This is a genomic window from Streptomyces sp. NPDC054770 (assembly GCF_053611985.1).
This window is the reverse complement of the sequence record NZ_JBSHBL010000074.1, coordinates 18,073-33,356: the sequence shown is the minus strand read 5'-3', so window position 1 is coordinate 33,356 and position 15,284 is coordinate 18,073. Positions and strand designations below refer to the sequence as shown.

Here is a 15,284-nt window from a genome sequence, read left to right as displayed (position 1 = left end):
CCTCCGTCTGCCGGCCTGCCTGGTCATGTGCGAAGCGCAGAGCGTGGCCGAATGCGTGAAGCGTGTCGGGCCGGCCGTCGGCGTCGTAGGAGAACGTGCTCGTAGAGCGTGTCCGCGAGCACCACGAGCGCCGCCACCAGCACGATCGCACCGAGGATCGGCCCACCGATGATCATCGCGATGATCCCGACGACGGCCACGACGACCTTGCAGACCGTGACGATGGTGTCCCAGTTGTCCTCGAACCAGTGACCGACGTCCTGCCACCAGTGCCGGTTCGGAATACCGGCATCCGACGCCTCGTCGATCTTCCGCTTCGCCTCACCCGCCGCGTCGTCACGCATCTTCCGGGCGTCCTCGGCCATCTTCTTCGCCGCGTCCAGCGCACTCTGCGCAGTGGTGACGTCCGACTGGGCCTGGGTGTGCGCGGACTTGGCGCTCTGCACGTCCCGGGTGGCCGCCCGCACCTTGCCCTCGTCCGGCTTGTCCGCGCTCGACTTGCTGCCGGTGGGATCGTCCTTGTACTTGTCCGCTTCCTTGGAGGCACGGGTGACCCAGGAATCGGCCGAGGACAGGCGCGACTTGGCGGAGGACAGGTCGGACTGGGCGTCCTTGGCCTTGGCGAGCGCCTTGTCGGCGAGCGCCTGGGCGCGCTCCAGCTTCGGCCAGTAATCGGCGAGCGCGTCCCCGCACAGCTCGTAGGACTTCTTCAGGTTCTTCGGAACGTCCTTGAACTGCTCCTTGAACACCTCCGCCGACTTGCCCGCCCACTGCAGGAGGGTGTCCTCGCCGGCCATGCCCTTCACCAGCCGCAGCGCGTCCGAGACGTCGTCGGCGAAGCCGTGCAGCTGGGTGGCGAGGGTGCGGACGCGTTGCGGGTCGCCGGGGGTGGGGTCCCTGTCGAGGTCGAGTGGATGCCAGTCCGCCGGTCGGTAGCCCGCCATGTCCCCGCAACCCCCGTCGCGTACGCCCCATCAACAAAGCTGTGCACACGCGAACTTACTAGGAACGGCCGTTCGAGGTGAAGCCCAGCCGGTCGGGCCTGGCCCCTCCAGCAACGCGTCGTGTTCCCGCTCCGGGAGGCGCGCGTCCATGATCTGCTGGACCAGCCGAATGAGTTCGTCACGGGTTTTCGCAGGCGCGTGAGCATCCTCTCGGCTCAGCCGACATGTTCGGCGAAGTCGCTGTATTCAGTCCTGGCCGTACGTTCGCGAGTGCGTCATCCCGAACGCACGCGGCCAATTGGTCAGCGCTTCCGGCGTTGCCCCTTCATCTTGATCGGCGACATGTTCCCCATCCTGTCTTCGACCGCGTCCACAGCGCGCAGCCACCAGCACTCCAGCCTGTCGCGCACCGCCACGTACACCCACCGGCGCTTGAACCAGGGCGGCAGGTCCCGGAACGGCACGAAGGTCAGCGTGTCGCCGATCACGTCCGCGGCCAGGCCGCCCGGGCCCTCGGCCCGCAACGCCGCAAAGAGCTCCGGGGTCAGTCGGCCGTTGAGGCGGGCCGCGGTGCCCGCCGCGGTGCAGGCGTACCCCCGCTCACCCTGGTCCGGGAGATTCAGCGCCCTCACGATCCGCGGGGATGCCTCCTCCAGCGGGCAGTTGAGTGCCAGGCCGATCGCCGCCGTACCGAGACGGGACTCGCCGCGCTCGAACGCGGCGTCCCACTCGGCAGGGTCGTCAAGCGACAGCAGCCCCTCGCCGCTCTCCCAGTCCAAGAGGCGTGCCCGCTCAGTCCGCGAAGCGGAACGTCGACGTGATCGCGTCGAAGATGTCGAAGAAGGAGTCGGCCAGGTCGAGGACCTGGCTGCTGCCGGCGACCAGGGCGACCTTGCCCTCCTGGCCGGGGACCGGGATGAACGTCTGCATCAGGACCGCGCGGATCGTGCGGCCCAGGCTGTCCTCGGGGACCGGGATGTCCTCGATGCCGTAGGTGCGGGCGGCGGGGCCGACGCCGGGGATGTCGACGGTCGTCACCTTGCGCCAGGAGTCGCCCTCCCGGTGGGCCTCCTTGGGGGCGAGCTGGGCGGCGATGGCGGCCGGGTCGTTGGAGAGCGGCGCGCCCTCACGGGTACGGCCGCCGACCAGCGACACCGTGACCGAGCCGGTGATCGGGGTGTCGCCGCCGAAGCTCTCCGCCATGCAGCCGCAGTACATGGCGCCCGACTTCCACGCGTCGGCCGCGGACTTGCGCAGGAAGCCGACGTAGGTGTCCCGGTACTGCGCCAGCTCCGGGTACTGGGCGACGCGTTCGTTCACCATCCGCCGGATCGAGTCGTCCCGCGACTCCGGCCGCACGTCGAACTCCCACCACGACTCGGGCACCTTGATCCGGAATCCGCCGCGCTCGATGGTGAGCGTCTCCATATAGCGGGCCATGGTGTACGTCGTCCCCGTCCGATGATGTGATGTGTGATGTACGGTGCGGCCCAGACTACGAGATCCGCGAACGGGGGACGGTCACGTGGGCAACGGCAAGAGCGACCTCGCCATGCCGCTGAGCGAGCTTGAGGACTACGGCCGTCAGCTGCGCTCCATCAAGGAGCGTCTCAACCACACCAAGAAGATGTTCGAGTCGTACAAGGACGACGTCGGCAGCGGCACCGTCTACGACGCCCTCGACGACTTCGAGTCCAACTGGCACGACGGCCGCGAGGACATCACCAAGCAGATCGATTCGCTCGCCGACATGTCCGACACCGTGGTCCGCGAGTTCAAGAAACTGGACGACGACCTCGCGAAGAAGGCGAAGGACGCGGTACGGCCGGAGGGCCAGCAGCAGCAACAGGGTGGCGGCGGGAACAAGGCGGAGTAGTCCGCGTCCCGCGGGGACAGACTCACGGCATGCCGGACACCGCACTGCTCATCATCGACATGCAGCGCGCCCTGCTGAAGGACGCCCATGACGGCGAGGCCTGCATGGAAAGGGTCGCCGAGCTTGCTGATCGGGCCCGCGCGGCGGGGGTACCGGTCGTCTACCTGCGGCAGCAGTTCGATCAGGTGCCCCCGGAGTGGCTCGAAGTCCATCCGACCCTGACGCCCCGGCCCGGGGACGTGGTCCTGGACAAGGAGAGCGCGGACTCGTTCCTCGGCACGGCACTCGGCGAGGTCCTGGCCGGGCTCGCCGTACACCGTCTCGTCGTCACCGGCTACGCCTCCGACTACTGCGTCGACTCCACCGGCCGCAGCGCCCTCTCCCACGGCTACGACGTCGTCCTCGTCGCCGACGGCCACACCACGATGGAACGCCCGGCCGGCGCCGAACCGACGGCCGCACAGATCGTCGCCCACCACAACGGGATCTTCTCCGTCATCCAGTACGCGGGGCGGTCGGTCACGGTTGCTCCGGCGGCGGAGGTCCGTTTCGACGCCTCAGTGACGAACTGAACGTGGACGGTCGAGCAGTTCAAGAAAAAGGGCTGGTTAATTCCAGGATATTCGGAATGAACAACCTGCCGAAATATCGCTCGCAAAAACCTCCGGGCTGCCCTTTTTGATCATTTACAAACCCTGTGACATTCTCTGACCTTGGCTTTACCATCGCCCAATGCGTATTTCCGAGGTCGAAGCCGCCAACGCCCGCATGCTGGCCCACGCACCATCGGTCAGGCCCGTTGCGACCGGGGACATCATCCGGGTGCACCGGAAGAAGTTCCCGTACCGGGGCTTCGTCGAGATCGACTCGCCGTACTGTCCGCCGTTCGTGATGTTCTGCGTGAACGACGATGCGGTGGCCATGGACACCCTGTGGAACGGGGCGTTCGGCTACGAGCCCGGAACCCTCGCCACCTGGTCCCGGCTGGCCGCGCAGAGCTCGACCATCGCGGACGTCGGCGCCCACGTCGGCTACTTCTCGATGATCGCCGCGCTCGCCAACCCGAAGGCGAAGGTGCATTCCTTCGAGCCGGTCGACCAGATCCACGCCCGGCTCTCGGTGAACGTCCGCTCCAACGGCGTCCAGAACGTCAGGCTGCACCAGGCAGGCGTGTCGAGCGAGCCCGGCTGGGCCGACATCAGCGTCCGTTTCTCCGGGAACCTGCTGTCCACCGGCTCCACCCTGGAGGGCGGCGCCGCCCCCGACGCCCAGCAGAAGCGCATCCGGCTGCTCACTCTGGACGAGGTGTTCGCCGAGACCCCGCTGGACCTGGTCAAGATCGACGTGGAGGGGCACGAGATGTCGGTGCTGCGCGGGGCCCGCCGCGTGCTGCGGCGCGACCGGCCGACGCTGGTGATGGAGGCCCTGGTCGACGCCGACCTCGGCGACCTCATCGCCGAGTTCGAACCCCTCGGCTACGACGTCCGCTGGATCGCCGAGCACGACGGTTCGCTGGTGCACTGGAAGGAACCCCGGCCGCCGCACACCCGCAACCTCCTCTTCGCGCCTCAGGCCTGAGCGCCGCAGGCCTGGGGCTTTCCCCACCCCCGGCCCACCCGTCTGCCGGATGGTCGCGGCCCCTCGGCGTCCGGCACCGTGAGGAGCGGAAACGCCAGTCGTGTGTGGGTGGAAGGACGCCATCGTGCGAAACGCCGTCGGGACCGCAGCTCTTCTCCTCGCCCTCGCCGTGCCGGCCGTGGGGGCGGCTCCGAGCACCGGTACCGGCACCGCCACCGCGACCGGCCTGTGGCGCATGGACGGGTACGGGACCGTCCTCGCCATCGACGCACGCGGGGCGCAGGAGTACCAGACGACCGCGGTCAGCTGCCTGAAGGGGTACTTCGCCAAGGCAGCCGCCCGACCGGGGACGTACGACGTCGACGGCGCCGTGCTCACCGTGCGGCCCGCTCCCGACGGGGAACACGCCCGGTTCGGCGCCGACATCGCGGTGGGGCACCGGCAACTGCGCCGGATCGGCTCCCTGCCCGCCGCCTGCACCCGGCCGGCCTCGACCGACCCGCGCACCGCCTTCGACGTCTTCTGGCAGTCGTTCGAGGAGAACTACCCCTTCTTCGCCACCAAGGGCATCGACTTGCACACCGTACGCGACCACTACCGGCCGCTGGTCCACAAGGACACCACCCGGGCGCAGCTCTTCGACGTCTTCAGCCGCATGATCACCCCGCTGCACGACGCGCACGTCCTGGTCCTGGACGGCGACCGCCACTACGGCGTGGGACGCCCCGGCACCGTCGTCCCCACCGGGGAACTCGACGACAAGGTCAAGAAGTTCGTCGTCGCCCGCGATCTCCAGGGCGCGACCGGCCGGCAGGACTTCGCCGGCGGCCTCATCACGTACGCCGACCTGAAGCAGCAGGGCCTCGGCTACCTCCGGATCGCGAGCTTCGACGGATACGACCAGGACGACCCGTCGTACACCGCCCAACTAGCCGAGCTTGACCGGGCGTTGGACACCATCCTCACCCCCGCCCGCACCCACGCCCTCCGCGGCCTGGTCATCGACCTCCGCATCAACGGCGGCGGCTCCGACGCCCTCGGCATCCGCATCGCCGAACGCCTCACGGACACGCCGTACACCGCCTACTCCAAGCGCGCCCGCAACGACCCGGCCGACGCGGCCAAGCACACCCGCCCCGAACCGATCGTCGTCCACCCCTCCCCCAAGCCCCGCTACACCGGCCCGATCGCCCTCCTCACCGGCGGCTCCACCGTCAGCGCCGGCGAGACGTTCACCCAGGCCCTGATCGACCGCCCGGGGCGTACGGTCCGGATCGGGCAGGCCACCCAGGGCGTCTTCTCGGACGTCATGGTCCGCGAGCTCCCCAACGGCATGAACGTCTGGCTCCCGAACGAGGAGTACCTGACCCGCACCGGCCACACCTTCGACGGCACCGGGATCCCGCCCCGGATCACCGAACCGGTCTTCACGGAAGAGGAGTTCGCGAAGAACCGCGACTCGTCGTTCGACCGGGCGGTGGCGCTGCTGCGGTCCGCCCGGTGACCGTCTGCCGGGGCTACAGCCGCCGGCTCTCCAGCGGCCCCAGATACGTCGGTGTCAGGCCGCCGGTGTCGAGGACCAGTCGCTGCACCACCACCGTGGGGTCCACCGACCAGAACGTGAGGCGGTGGGCCCCCGGTCCGAGCGTGTGGCGGGTCGCCGTCCGGTTCACGTTGTCGGAGGTGTTCCGCGCCCAGACCGCGTTCAGCAGGCCGTCGTCCGCGCCCGCGGTGATGTCGACCCGCTGGGGCTCGTCGTCGTCGAAGGACAGGGCGTAGTGGAGACCCGCGCCCGTCGGCAGCGCCGGGTTGCGGGGGGACAGGTACGCCCACGCCGTCACCTCTCCCGCCGAGAGCAGGCTCACCTGGTACTCCAACCGGGGCCAGGAGTCGGGAGACTCGCCCCAGCCGCCCGTCACCGGCCATGCCGTCATCCCCGCCCCGGTGCGGCCGATCCCGCCCAGCCGGCGCCACTGTCCGACCGCACGGTCGTAGTGCTCCGCGTCGATCGCCACATAGCCGCCCGCCTCTACGAAGCCCCGCAGACCGCGTGCCGAGGGCTGCTCCGCCACGCAGGCCACCGTCACCGACTCCCCCGCCCCGCGCACCGTCAGGGTTCCCTCCGCGCGGCCGGCCGGGGCCCGCGACCAGTCCACCCGCACCGTCAGTCGCACCTGGTCCGTCACCCGGCCCCGGGGGCGGTCCACCGTCAGCCACGGCGCCGACACCGACACCCGGTAGTGGAAGGGCGTACGGCCCCGGTTGAAGACTTCGACGTACTGCTGCGGCCGGGTCTGGTAGGGGCTGAACGGCGGCAGGGTCATGGACCCCCCGTCGGGGTCCACCGACACCCCCAGCCCGGCCGCCTCCGGCACCTCGATCCGCCGTACCGCCGGGAAGAGCACGTCCGGGAGGGCCACGTTGTCCTTCTGCGGCTGCTGCCAGGGGGCGTCGGGGCCGTACCGGTCCACGTCCCCGTAGTCGATGTGCGGCTGGGTCTGGAAGCCCTGCCATTTGCCGCCCGCCACCCGGGAGTTGAAGCGGTCGGCCAGGGTGAAGTCCTGCTCCAGTGCCTGTTCCGCCTGCGCGGCGAGGTCGTTCGTGGCGGCCCTGCCCTGCCGGGCGTAGAGCAGGTTCGTGAACTCGGCCGCCCGCAGCGCGTACAGGTTCGCGGTCGCCGTCACCTCGTAGCCGACCAGTTCGAACCACGCGTCCTGGACGGCGGCAGGCAGCCGGCGGGCGATGCGTGCCGCCTGCCGGGCCAGCTCCCGCCACTCCTCCGTGACCCGTTCCAGCTCACGGTGGCCGAAGGAGAAGGGGGTCTGCCGGTCGTCGTACACCACCTGGCCGGTGTCGGAGAGGGTGATGCGGCGGTTGAGCAGCTCCGGTTTGCGCCGCGCCTGCAACTGGCCGTAGCGGGAGAGCAGTTCGGCGGTCTCGCCCGCCACCGCCGCGCCGAAGTTCTGGCGGGCGTAGCTCCGCTCCCAGTCGGTCAGCCGGTCGGAGGTCCAGCGGGTCGGGTCCCATGCGTAGTCGAGGAAGAACTCCGTCGGGAGTTCGTTGCCCTTCAGGTCGCCCACGTTGGCCACCCACAGGCCGTGGTTGCCGTAGGCGTGCGCCTGGTGGAGCTGGTCCCAGACGTTGCGGAGGTTCGCGGTGTCGACCCACTTGTAGTTGCGGCCGGCTCCCACGTAGTCGAAGTGGTAGTAGAGGCCGTATCCGCCGGCGCGTGGCTCCTGCGGGGAGGGGTGCTTGCGGATGTTGCCCCAGTTGTCGTCCGTCAGGACCACGGTCACGTCGTCCGGTGCGCGCAGGCCGCGGTCCCAGTAGCGCTGGACCTCCTTGTAGAGCGTCCAGACCTGCGGGGTCTCGGCGGCCGGCTTTCCGGTCACCTCCTCGATGATCTGCCGTTGCGCCGCGATGATCTCCTGCATCAGTTCGATGCCGCCGCCGTCGGGCAGGCCGGTGTCACCGTTGCCGCGCATGCCGAGGGTGACCACGCCCTCGAAGCCCTGGTCGACCATGCGCTGGATGCCGGCCCGCCAGTAGGCCCGGATCGCCTCGGCGTTGCGGAGGTACGACCATTCGCCGGTGCCTCCGTAGGGGTCGGTGCCGCCGGTCGCGTGGCGGTTCCACTCCTCGATGCCCCGCATCATCGGCGCCTCGTGAGACGTGCCCATGACAACCCCGTAGTCGGCGGCCCGCCTGTGGTTCTCCGGGTCGTCCTCCGCGAACGCCCGCCCCCAGACGGCCGGCCAGAGGTAGTTGCCCTTCAGCCGCAGCAGGACCTCGAAGACCTTCGCGTAGAAGTCCGCGTTGAAGCCGCCGGGATAGCCGGGGGCCTTGCCCGGACCGAAGTGGGCCGGGGCCCAGGTGCCGAGCGCCGGGTTCTCGTCGTTGACGAAGAAGCCGCGGTACTTCACCGCCGGGGTGCCCTGGGTATGGCGGCCCGGCAGCACCCAGACCTCGTCGCGGTGGACCGGGGGCACGTCGTCCCACCAGTACCAGGGCGAGACGCCGATGCCGTACGAGACGTCGTACGCCCCGAAGACCGTGCCGCGCGGGTCGCTGCCCGCGATGACGAACGCCTGGTCGACGCCGGGCATGGGGTGGTCGACCACCGTCTGCAGCGAGGTCTCCCAGCGGCCCCGGATCCCCGTCACGTCCAGCTTCCCGGACGCCACCAGGCCGTCGATCAGCGGGCTGCGGCCGATCGTGCCGACCAGCACCGCACGGCGGGCGATCGCGGCGGCCGGCCGTACCCCCGTCACCCGCTCCATGTCGTCGCGGAGGTCGCCCGCCACCCGTACGACGCCGGGGTGGTCGTCGGCGCTCACCACGACCGGGACGCCGACGAGCGAGAACGCCCCACCGGTGAAGGAGACGTACGCGCCCGGATCCGTCACCCGCAGCCCGCCGATGCCCGGGTCCGTCACCCGCAGCTCCCCGTCGCCCGCGTCCGCCCACGCGGTCCCTGACGACAGCACCGGCACCGCGGCGGCACCTGCGCCCAGCACAGCCCTCCGGCTGACAGACATGGCTCACCCCTCCGTCCGACTCCACCCGAATTTGCTCAGCGGCATGACAAATGGTGGGTGAGCGACTCCGGGGGAACCAGGGGTCGTGCGCGCCGAATAGTTTCGAACTCCCGTCCGGCGCAGGGGACATGCCGAAGGGGCCCGTACGACCGGAGTCGTACGAGCCCCCTCAGAGTCCTGCCGGGTCAGCCCTTGCGGGCCGGGATCACTTCGTGATCTTGATGACCTGGCCGGCGCCGACCGTGCGGCCACCCTCACGGATGGCGAACTTCAGGCCCTCTTCCATGGCGATGGGCTGGATGAGCTCGACCTTCATCTCAGTGTTGTCGCCCGGCATGACCATCTCGGTGCCCTCGGGGAGGGTCACGACGCCGGTCACGTCCGTGGTACGGAAGTAGAACTGCGGACGGTAGTTGTTGAAGAACGGCGTGTGGCGGCCACCCTCGTCCTTGGACAGGATGTAGGCCTGGGCCTCGAAGTCGGTGTGCGGCGTGACCGAACCCGGCTTGATGATGACCTGGCCGCGCTCGACGTCCTCGCGCTTGATGCCGCGGAGCAGCAGACCGACGTTCTCACCGGCCTGGCCCTCGTCGAGCAGCTTGCGGAACATCTCGATACCGGTGACCGTGGTGGTGGTCTTCTCGGTCTTGATGCCGATGATGTCGACGGTCTCGTTGACCTTGAGGACACCACGCTCGATACGACCGGTGACGACGGTGCCACGACCGGTGATCGTGAAGACGTCCTCGATCGGCATCAGGAACGGCTTGTCGACGTCACGCTCGGGCTGCGGGATGGCCTCGTCGACGGCGTTCATCAGGTCCAGGACGGACTGGGTCCACTGGGCGTCACCCTCGAGCGCCTTCAGCGCCGAGACCTTGACGACCGGGACGTCGTCGCCCGGGAACTCGTACTCGGAGAGGAGCTCACGGACCTCGAGCTCGACGAGCTCCAGGATCTCCTCGTCGTCCACCATGTCGGCCTTGTTCAGGGCGACGACGATGTACGGAACACCGACCTGGCGGGCCAGGAGCACGTGCTCCTTGGTCTGCGGCATCGGGCCGTCGGTGGCGGCCACGACCAGGATCGCGCCGTCCATCTGGGCGGCACCGGTGATCATGTTCTTGATGTAGTCCGCGTGACCCGGGCAGTCGACGTGCGCGTAGTGACGCGTCTCCGTCTGGTACTCGACGTGCGCGATGGAGATGGTGATACCGCGCTGACGCTCCTCGGGCGCCTTGTCGATGTTGTCGAACGCGGTCGCCTCGTTCAGGTCCGGGTACGCGTCGTGCAGCACCTTGGTAATGGCGGCCGTGAGGGTCGTCTTACCGTGGTCGATGTGACCGATGGTGCCGATGTTGACGTGCGGCTTAGTCCGCTCGAACTTCGCCTTCGCCACTGGGGTCCTCCTGGGAGTGGTTCTGTACGCCTTGATTCGATCGGCGCCAGGTGATCTTTGCTGTTGGTTCCCGGGCCCCGGGTCATTCCGCCGCGAATGCGGAGGAACGACCCGTGAGGCTCCGGGGTCAAGCCTAAAGCGTGTGTGCGCGGTGCGTGGAACGCGGTGCGCTACTCGCCCTTGGCCTTCGCGATGATCTCCTCGGCGACGTTCCGCGGAACCTCGGCGTAGGAGTCGAACTGCATGGAGTAGCTGGCCCGGCCGGACGTCTTGCTGCGCAGGTCGCCGACGTAACCGAACATCTCCGAGAGGGGCACGAGGCCCTTCACGACGCGGGCACCGGCCCGCTCCTCCATGGCCTGGATCTGGCCACGGCGGGAGTTGATGTCGCCGATGACCTCACCCATGTAGTCCTCGGGCGTGGTGACCTCGACGGCCATCATCGGCTCAAGGAGCACGGGGGACGCCTTGCGCGCGGCCTCCTTGAAGGCCTGCGAACCGGCGATCTTGAAGGCGAGCTCGGAGGAGTCGACCTCGTGGTAGGCACCGTCGAGCAGGATCACGCGGACACCGGTCATCTCGTAACCGGCGAGGATGCCGAACTGCATGGCCTCCTGCGCACCGGCGTCCACCGAAGGGATGTACTCCTTCGGGATACGGCCACCGGTCACCTTGTTCACGAACTCGTACGACGTGTCGCCGCCCTCGAGGGGCTCGATCGCGATCTGCACCTTGGCGAACTGACCGGTACCACCGGTCTGCTTCTTGTGGGTGTAGTCCACGCGCTCGACGGCCTTGCGGATCGTCTCGCGGTACGCGACCTGCGGCTTGCCGACGTTGGCCTCGACCTTGAACTCACGGCGCATACGGTCGACCAGCACCTCGAGGTGCAGCTCGCCCATACCACCGATGATGGTCTGGCCGGTCTCCTCGTCCGAGTGGACCTGGAAGGACGGGTCCTCCTCGGCCAGGCGCTGGATCGCGATGCCCAGCTTCTCCTGGTCGCCCTTCGACTTGGGCTCGATGGCGACCTGGATGACCGGCGCCGGGAAGTCCATGGACTCCAGGATCACCGGGGCCTTGTCGTCGCACAGCGTCTCACCGGTCGTGGTCTGCTTCAGACCCATGACGGCGATGATGTCGCCGGCGCCCACCGACTCGATCTCCTCACGCTTGTTGGCGTGCATGCGGTAGATCTTGCCGATGCGCTCCTTGCGGCCCTTGACGGAGTTCAGCACGGCCGTGCCGGACTCCAGGCGGCCCGAGTACACCCGGACGAAGGTGAGCTTGCCCAGGTGCGGGTCGCTCATGATCTTGAACGCGAGGGCGGACAGCGGCTCGTCGTCGGACGGCTTGCGCTTGACCACGACCTCCGGGTCCTTCACGTCGTGGCCCTCGATGGCCTCGACGTCCAGGGGGGAGGGCAGGTAGCGCACGACCGCGTCGAGCAGGGGCTGAACGCCCTTGTTCTTGAACGCGGTGCCACAGAACACCGGGGTGACCGTGACGTCCTTGGACTTGCCGGACGCGATGGTGATACGGCGGATCGCGGCGTACAGCTGCTCCACGGAAGGCTCCTGGCCCTCCAGGTACAGCTCCATGATCTCGTCGTCGTTCTCGGCGACGGTCTCGACGAGCTTGCCGCGGTACTCCTCGGCGGCCTCGGTGTGGGTGGCCGGGATGTCGACGACGTCGTACATCTCGCCCTTCTCCGCCTCGGCGGACCACACCAGCGCCTTCATCGTGACCAGGTCGACGACACCCTTGAAGTCGGCCTCGGCACCGATCGGGAGCTGCATGACGATCGGCGTCGCGCCCAGGCGGTCGCTGATCATGTCGACACAGCGGTGGAACTCGGCACCGGTCCGGTCGAGCTTGTTGACGAAGCAGATACGCGGCACGCCGTAGCGGTCCGCCTGACGCCAAACCGTCTCGGACTGGGGCTCGACACCGGCAACGCCGTCGAACACCGTCACGGCACCGTCGAGGACGCGGAGCGAACGCTCCACCTCGACGGTGAAGTCGACGTGACCCGGGGTGTCGATGATGTTGATGGTGTGATCGACGTCTTCGAGCGGCCAGTGACAGGTGGTGGCAGCAGAGGTGATCGTGATGCCACGCTCCTGCTCCTGCTCCATCCAGTCCATGGTGGCAGCACCGTCGTGGACCTCACCGATCTTGTACGACACACCGGTGTAGAACAGGATGCGCTCGGTGGTGGTCGTCTTGCCCGCGTCGATGTGGGCCATGATCCCGATGTTGCGGACCTTGGCCAGGTCAAGCGAAGTGGTAGCCATAAGGCTTCAGTCTTCTCTCGGTCTCGATGTGGACTGCGACTACCAGCGGTAGTGCGCGAAGGCCTTGTTGGACTCGGCCATCTTGTGCGTGTCCTCGCGCTTCTTGACGGCCGCACCGAGGCCGTTCGAAGCGTCGAGAAGCTCGTTGAGCAGACGCTCGGTCATGGTCTTCTCGCGGCGGGCGCGGGAGTAACCGACGAGCCAGCGCAGCGCGAGGGTGTTGGCGCGACCGGGCTTGACCTCGATCGGGACCTGGTACGTCGCACCACCGACACGGCGGGACTTGACCTCGAGGGTCGGCTTGATGTTCTCCAGCGCGCGCTTCAGCGTGATGACCGGGTCGTTGCTGGTCTTCTCGCGCAGGCCCTCCATGGCGCCGTACACGATGCGCTCGGCGGTGGAGCGCTTGCCGTTCAGCAGCACCTTGTTGATCAGGGAGGTCACCAGAGGGGAGCCGTAAACCGGGTCGATGATGACCGGGCGCTTCGGGGCGGGGCCCTTACGAGGCATTTCTACTTCTCCTTCTTGGCGCCGTAGCGGCTGCGGGCCTGCTTGCGGTTCTTGACACCCTGGGTGTCGAGCGAGCCGCGGATGATCTTGTAGCGAACACCCGGCAGGTCCTTCACACGGCCGCCGCGCACGAGCACGATGGAGTGCTCCTGCAGGTTGTGTCCCTCACCCGGAATGTAAGCGGTGACCTCGATCCCGCTGGTCAGACGCACACGCGCGACCTTACGCAGGGCCGAGTTCGGCTTCTTCGGGGTGGTCGTGAACACACGCGTGCAGACGCCACGACGCTGAGGGGAACCCTCGAGTGCGGGCGTCTTGTTCTTCTCGACCTTGTCCTGCCGGCCCTTGCGGACCAGCTGCTGGATCGTAGGCACTACTTCTCCGGTTTCTGTGTGCCGAATGGTGAAGCTAACCTGAAACATCGCCGACCCACGCGGTCGGGTGTGTCGGATGCCGCGGACTCCTGCCGGAAGGCAGAAGGGGGCGCGAATCACGGTGGCCACTTAGTCACTCAGGTGCGGTTTCAAGGCACGCACGAGGGTCAGGGCACACCCCAGGCACAAGGTCTGAGCGTACCTAGCGCATTCACTCCGGTCAAAACAAAAGAAGGAGGGCCGGGTGCGGGGGGCGTGAGCTGCGGTTTTGAGAGGCCCTCTGATATACCACGAAGGCCAACGACACGCGAACGGAAGACGGCGCGGGGTGCCGGGGCCGCGCAAGACCGATCGGATCTGCTGATCGCCGAGTCCCTGGGGCGCCCTTTTTTTGGGGGCGCGGGGAACTGCGCGATCAGCCACAGTGAACCAGCAGCCGCCCGACGACCACACGCGGCACTTGATTCGGCGCATTTCAGGGGGCATCACGGTCATGAGCACAGCTCAGAACAACACCGCGACGACCACCGAGCCCACTCCGAGGCGCCCCCGGACGCTGCGTCTCCCCCCTGCCGCCCACCCTTACCTCCCGCCCCTCGCCCTCTACGGCGCCGCCAAGCTCACCGGCCTCCTGGTCTTCGCCTGGCTCCTCACCTACGCCGGCGACTACCGCCACAAGGACCCCCGCTTCGGCGGCGGCGCCCACTGGTGGGACGTCCTGTCCACCTGGGACGGCTGGTGGTACCTCCAGGTCGCGCAGAAGGGCTATCACCCCGGCCCCCTCCGCCCCCTCGCGCCGGGCGGCCAGTTCTCCGCCGAACAGAACTCGGTCGCGTTCTTCCCGCTCTACCCCGGCCTCGTCCGGGCGGTCTCGGAGACCACCGGTATCGGCCTCTACGGCTCCGCGATCCTCGTCTCGGTCCTCTCCTCCTTCGTGGCGGCGGCGGGCGTCTACGCGGTCGTCTCGCTGCTCGCGGGGACCCGGGCCGGCACCGTCGCCGCCGGCCTCTGGGCCGTGGCCCCCGCCGCCGGCGTCGAGTGGGCGGTCTACACCGAGTCCCTGTTCGTGGCGATCGCCGCCTGGGCCTGCCACGCCGTGATGAAGCGCCGCTGGGTGACGGCGGGCCTGCTCGCCTTCCTGTCCGGCCTGAGCCGCCCGACGGCGGCGGTGCTGATCGGGGCGGTCGGCCTGGCGGCCCTGGTGACGCTGCTGCGCCGGGACACCCGCCGCGAGCAGGGCGTCGCCGCCCCGCTGTACGCGGCGGTCGCCGCCCCTCTGGGGCTGCTCACGTACATCGCCTGGGTCGGCTGGTCGATGGGCGGCCTCGGCGCCTATTTCACGCTCCAGCGCGAGGCCTGGGCGCACTACTTCGACTTCGGCGCGTACACGCTGGACGTGCTGCGGAACGTGGCGGTGGGGCACAGTGACTACCTCTTCGCCTACTCCGTCCCGGACCTGATCGCCGTGCAGCTGGTGGTGGTGCTGCCGTTCCTGGTCGCGCTCATGCTGCGGAAGCGGCCGCCGCTGGTGCTGACGGCATACACCCTCGCCTCGATCGTGACGGTCCTCGGCACCCAGCAGATGTTCGGGAACACCCCCCGCTACCTGCTCCCCGTCTTCCCGCTGCTCCTGGCCCCGGCGGCGGCGCTGGCGCGGCTGAAGTGGCCGAGCCTGGCGGTGTTCTTCACCACGGCCGCGGTGGCCTCGGGCTGGTACGCGCACTACGTGATCTTCGAGCTGGGAATTCCGTAGCGGGCGCCGCCCAGG

General features: G+C 68.6%; 12 protein-coding genes and 1 pseudogene. 5 read left to right on the top strand and 8 right to left on the bottom strand.

The features are described 5' to 3' along the window. Positions 1 to 95: 95 nt before the first annotated feature. The 3 genes and pseudogenes from ACWGKQ_RS41115 to ACWGKQ_RS41105 all read right to left on the bottom strand — a co-directional run. Positions 96 to 944, bottom strand: a pseudogene (locus tag ACWGKQ_RS41115) (putative T7SS-secreted protein); the annotation flags it as partial. A 302-nt stretch (positions 945 to 1,246) separates the two neighbouring features. Then, entirely contained in the window at positions 1,247 to 1,723 is a 477-nt protein-coding gene (locus ACWGKQ_RS41110) for a hypothetical protein (RefSeq protein WP_453297172.1), read from the bottom strand. Between the two features lie 13 nt (positions 1,724 to 1,736). Then, positions 1,737 to 2,384, bottom strand: coding sequence for a hypothetical protein (locus ACWGKQ_RS41105; protein ID WP_453297171.1), 648 nt, complete (start codon positions 2,382 to 2,384; stop codon positions 1,737 to 1,739). An 85-nt stretch (positions 2,385 to 2,469) separates the two neighbouring features. On the opposite strand from ACWGKQ_RS41105, the gene ACWGKQ_RS41100 reads away from it, so the two are divergent. The 4 genes from ACWGKQ_RS41100 to ACWGKQ_RS41085 all read left to right on the top strand — a co-directional run bounded on the left by ACWGKQ_RS41100 (position 2,470) and on the right by ACWGKQ_RS41085 (position 5,902). After that, complete coding sequence (locus ACWGKQ_RS41100) at positions 2,470 to 2,820, top strand: hypothetical protein (protein ID WP_453297170.1); 351 nt, start codon at positions 2,470 to 2,472, stop codon at positions 2,818 to 2,820. Positions 2,821 to 2,849: 29 nt separating this feature from the next. Next, a complete protein-coding gene (locus ACWGKQ_RS41095; RefSeq protein ID WP_453297169.1) occupies positions 2,850 to 3,392 on the top strand; it encodes an isochorismatase family protein in 543 nt (180 codons plus the stop codon). Positions 3,393 to 3,552: 160 nt separating this feature from the next. Further along, the gene (locus ACWGKQ_RS41090; RefSeq protein ID WP_453297168.1) at positions 3,553 to 4,398 is read left to right on the top strand and encodes an FkbM family methyltransferase; all 846 of its coding nucleotides are present in this window, start codon (positions 3,553 to 3,555) and stop codon (positions 4,396 to 4,398) included. A 124-nt stretch (positions 4,399 to 4,522) separates the two neighbouring features. Next, positions 4,523 to 5,902, top strand: coding sequence for a S41 family peptidase (locus ACWGKQ_RS41085; protein ID WP_453297167.1), 1,380 nt, complete (start codon positions 4,523 to 4,525; stop codon positions 5,900 to 5,902). Between the two features lie 13 nt (positions 5,903 to 5,915). On the opposite strand, the gene ACWGKQ_RS41080 is transcribed toward ACWGKQ_RS41085, so the two are convergent. From ACWGKQ_RS41080 to rpsL, 5 genes are all read right to left on the bottom strand, one after another. Further along, complete coding sequence (locus ACWGKQ_RS41080; protein WP_453297166.1) at positions 5,916 to 8,936, bottom strand: glycosyl hydrolase 115 family protein; 3,021 nt, start codon at positions 8,934 to 8,936, stop codon at positions 5,916 to 5,918. A gap of 205 nt (positions 8,937 to 9,141) precedes the next feature. Continuing rightward, positions 9,142 to 10,335 (bottom strand): elongation factor Tu, encoded by a 1,194-nt coding sequence (gene tuf / locus ACWGKQ_RS41075; RefSeq protein WP_453297165.1) that lies wholly within the window; start codon positions 10,333 to 10,335, stop codon positions 9,142 to 9,144. 170 nt (positions 10,336 to 10,505) lie between these two features. Beyond that, positions 10,506 to 12,632, bottom strand: coding sequence for an elongation factor G (gene fusA / locus ACWGKQ_RS41070; protein ID WP_189268824.1), 2,127 nt, complete (start codon positions 12,630 to 12,632; stop codon positions 10,506 to 10,508). Positions 12,633 to 12,671: 39 nt separating this feature from the next. Further along, complete coding sequence (gene rpsG, locus ACWGKQ_RS41065) at positions 12,672 to 13,142, bottom strand: 30S ribosomal protein S7 (RefSeq protein ID WP_005481264.1); 471 nt, start codon at positions 13,140 to 13,142, stop codon at positions 12,672 to 12,674. Between the two features lie 2 nt (positions 13,143 to 13,144). After that, positions 13,145 to 13,516: a 30S ribosomal protein S12 gene (rpsL, locus tag ACWGKQ_RS41060; RefSeq protein ID WP_003948652.1), complete on the bottom strand. Its 372-nt coding sequence runs from the start codon at positions 13,514 to 13,516 to the stop codon at positions 13,145 to 13,147. Between the two features lie 493 nt (positions 13,517 to 14,009). Here rpsL and ACWGKQ_RS41055 point away from each other — a divergent pair, with 493 nt between their 5' ends. After that, positions 14,010 to 15,269 (top strand): hypothetical protein, encoded by a 1,260-nt coding sequence (locus tag ACWGKQ_RS41055; protein ID WP_453297164.1) that lies wholly within the window; start codon positions 14,010 to 14,012, stop codon positions 15,267 to 15,269. Positions 15,270 to 15,284 lie beyond the last annotated feature (15 nt).

Excerpts from the sequence above, each read along its gene's own strand:
- ACWGKQ_RS41105 (WP_453297171.1), bottom strand. The coding sequence starts at position 2,384 with ATGGCCCGCTATATGGAGACGCTCACCATCGAGCGCGGCGGATTCCGG.
- ACWGKQ_RS41095 (WP_453297169.1), top strand. The coding sequence starts at position 2,850 with ATGCCGGACACCGCACTGCTCATCATCGACATGCAGCGCGCCCTGCTG.
- ACWGKQ_RS41090 (WP_453297168.1), top strand. The coding sequence starts at position 3,553 with ATGCGTATTTCCGAGGTCGAAGCCGCCAACGCCCGCATGCTGGCCCAC.
- ACWGKQ_RS41080 (WP_453297166.1), bottom strand. The coding sequence starts at position 8,936 with ATGTCTGTCAGCCGGAGGGCTGTGCTGGGCGCAGGTGCCGCCGCGGTG.
- fusA (WP_189268824.1), bottom strand. The coding sequence starts at position 12,632 with ATGGCTACCACTTCGCTTGACCTGGCCAAGGTCCGCAACATCGGGATC.
- rpsG (WP_005481264.1), bottom strand. The coding sequence starts at position 13,142 with ATGCCTCGTAAGGGCCCCGCCCCGAAGCGCCCGGTCATCATCGACCCG.
- ACWGKQ_RS41055 (WP_453297164.1), top strand. The coding sequence starts at position 14,010 with ATGAGCACAGCTCAGAACAACACCGCGACGACCACCGAGCCCACTCCG.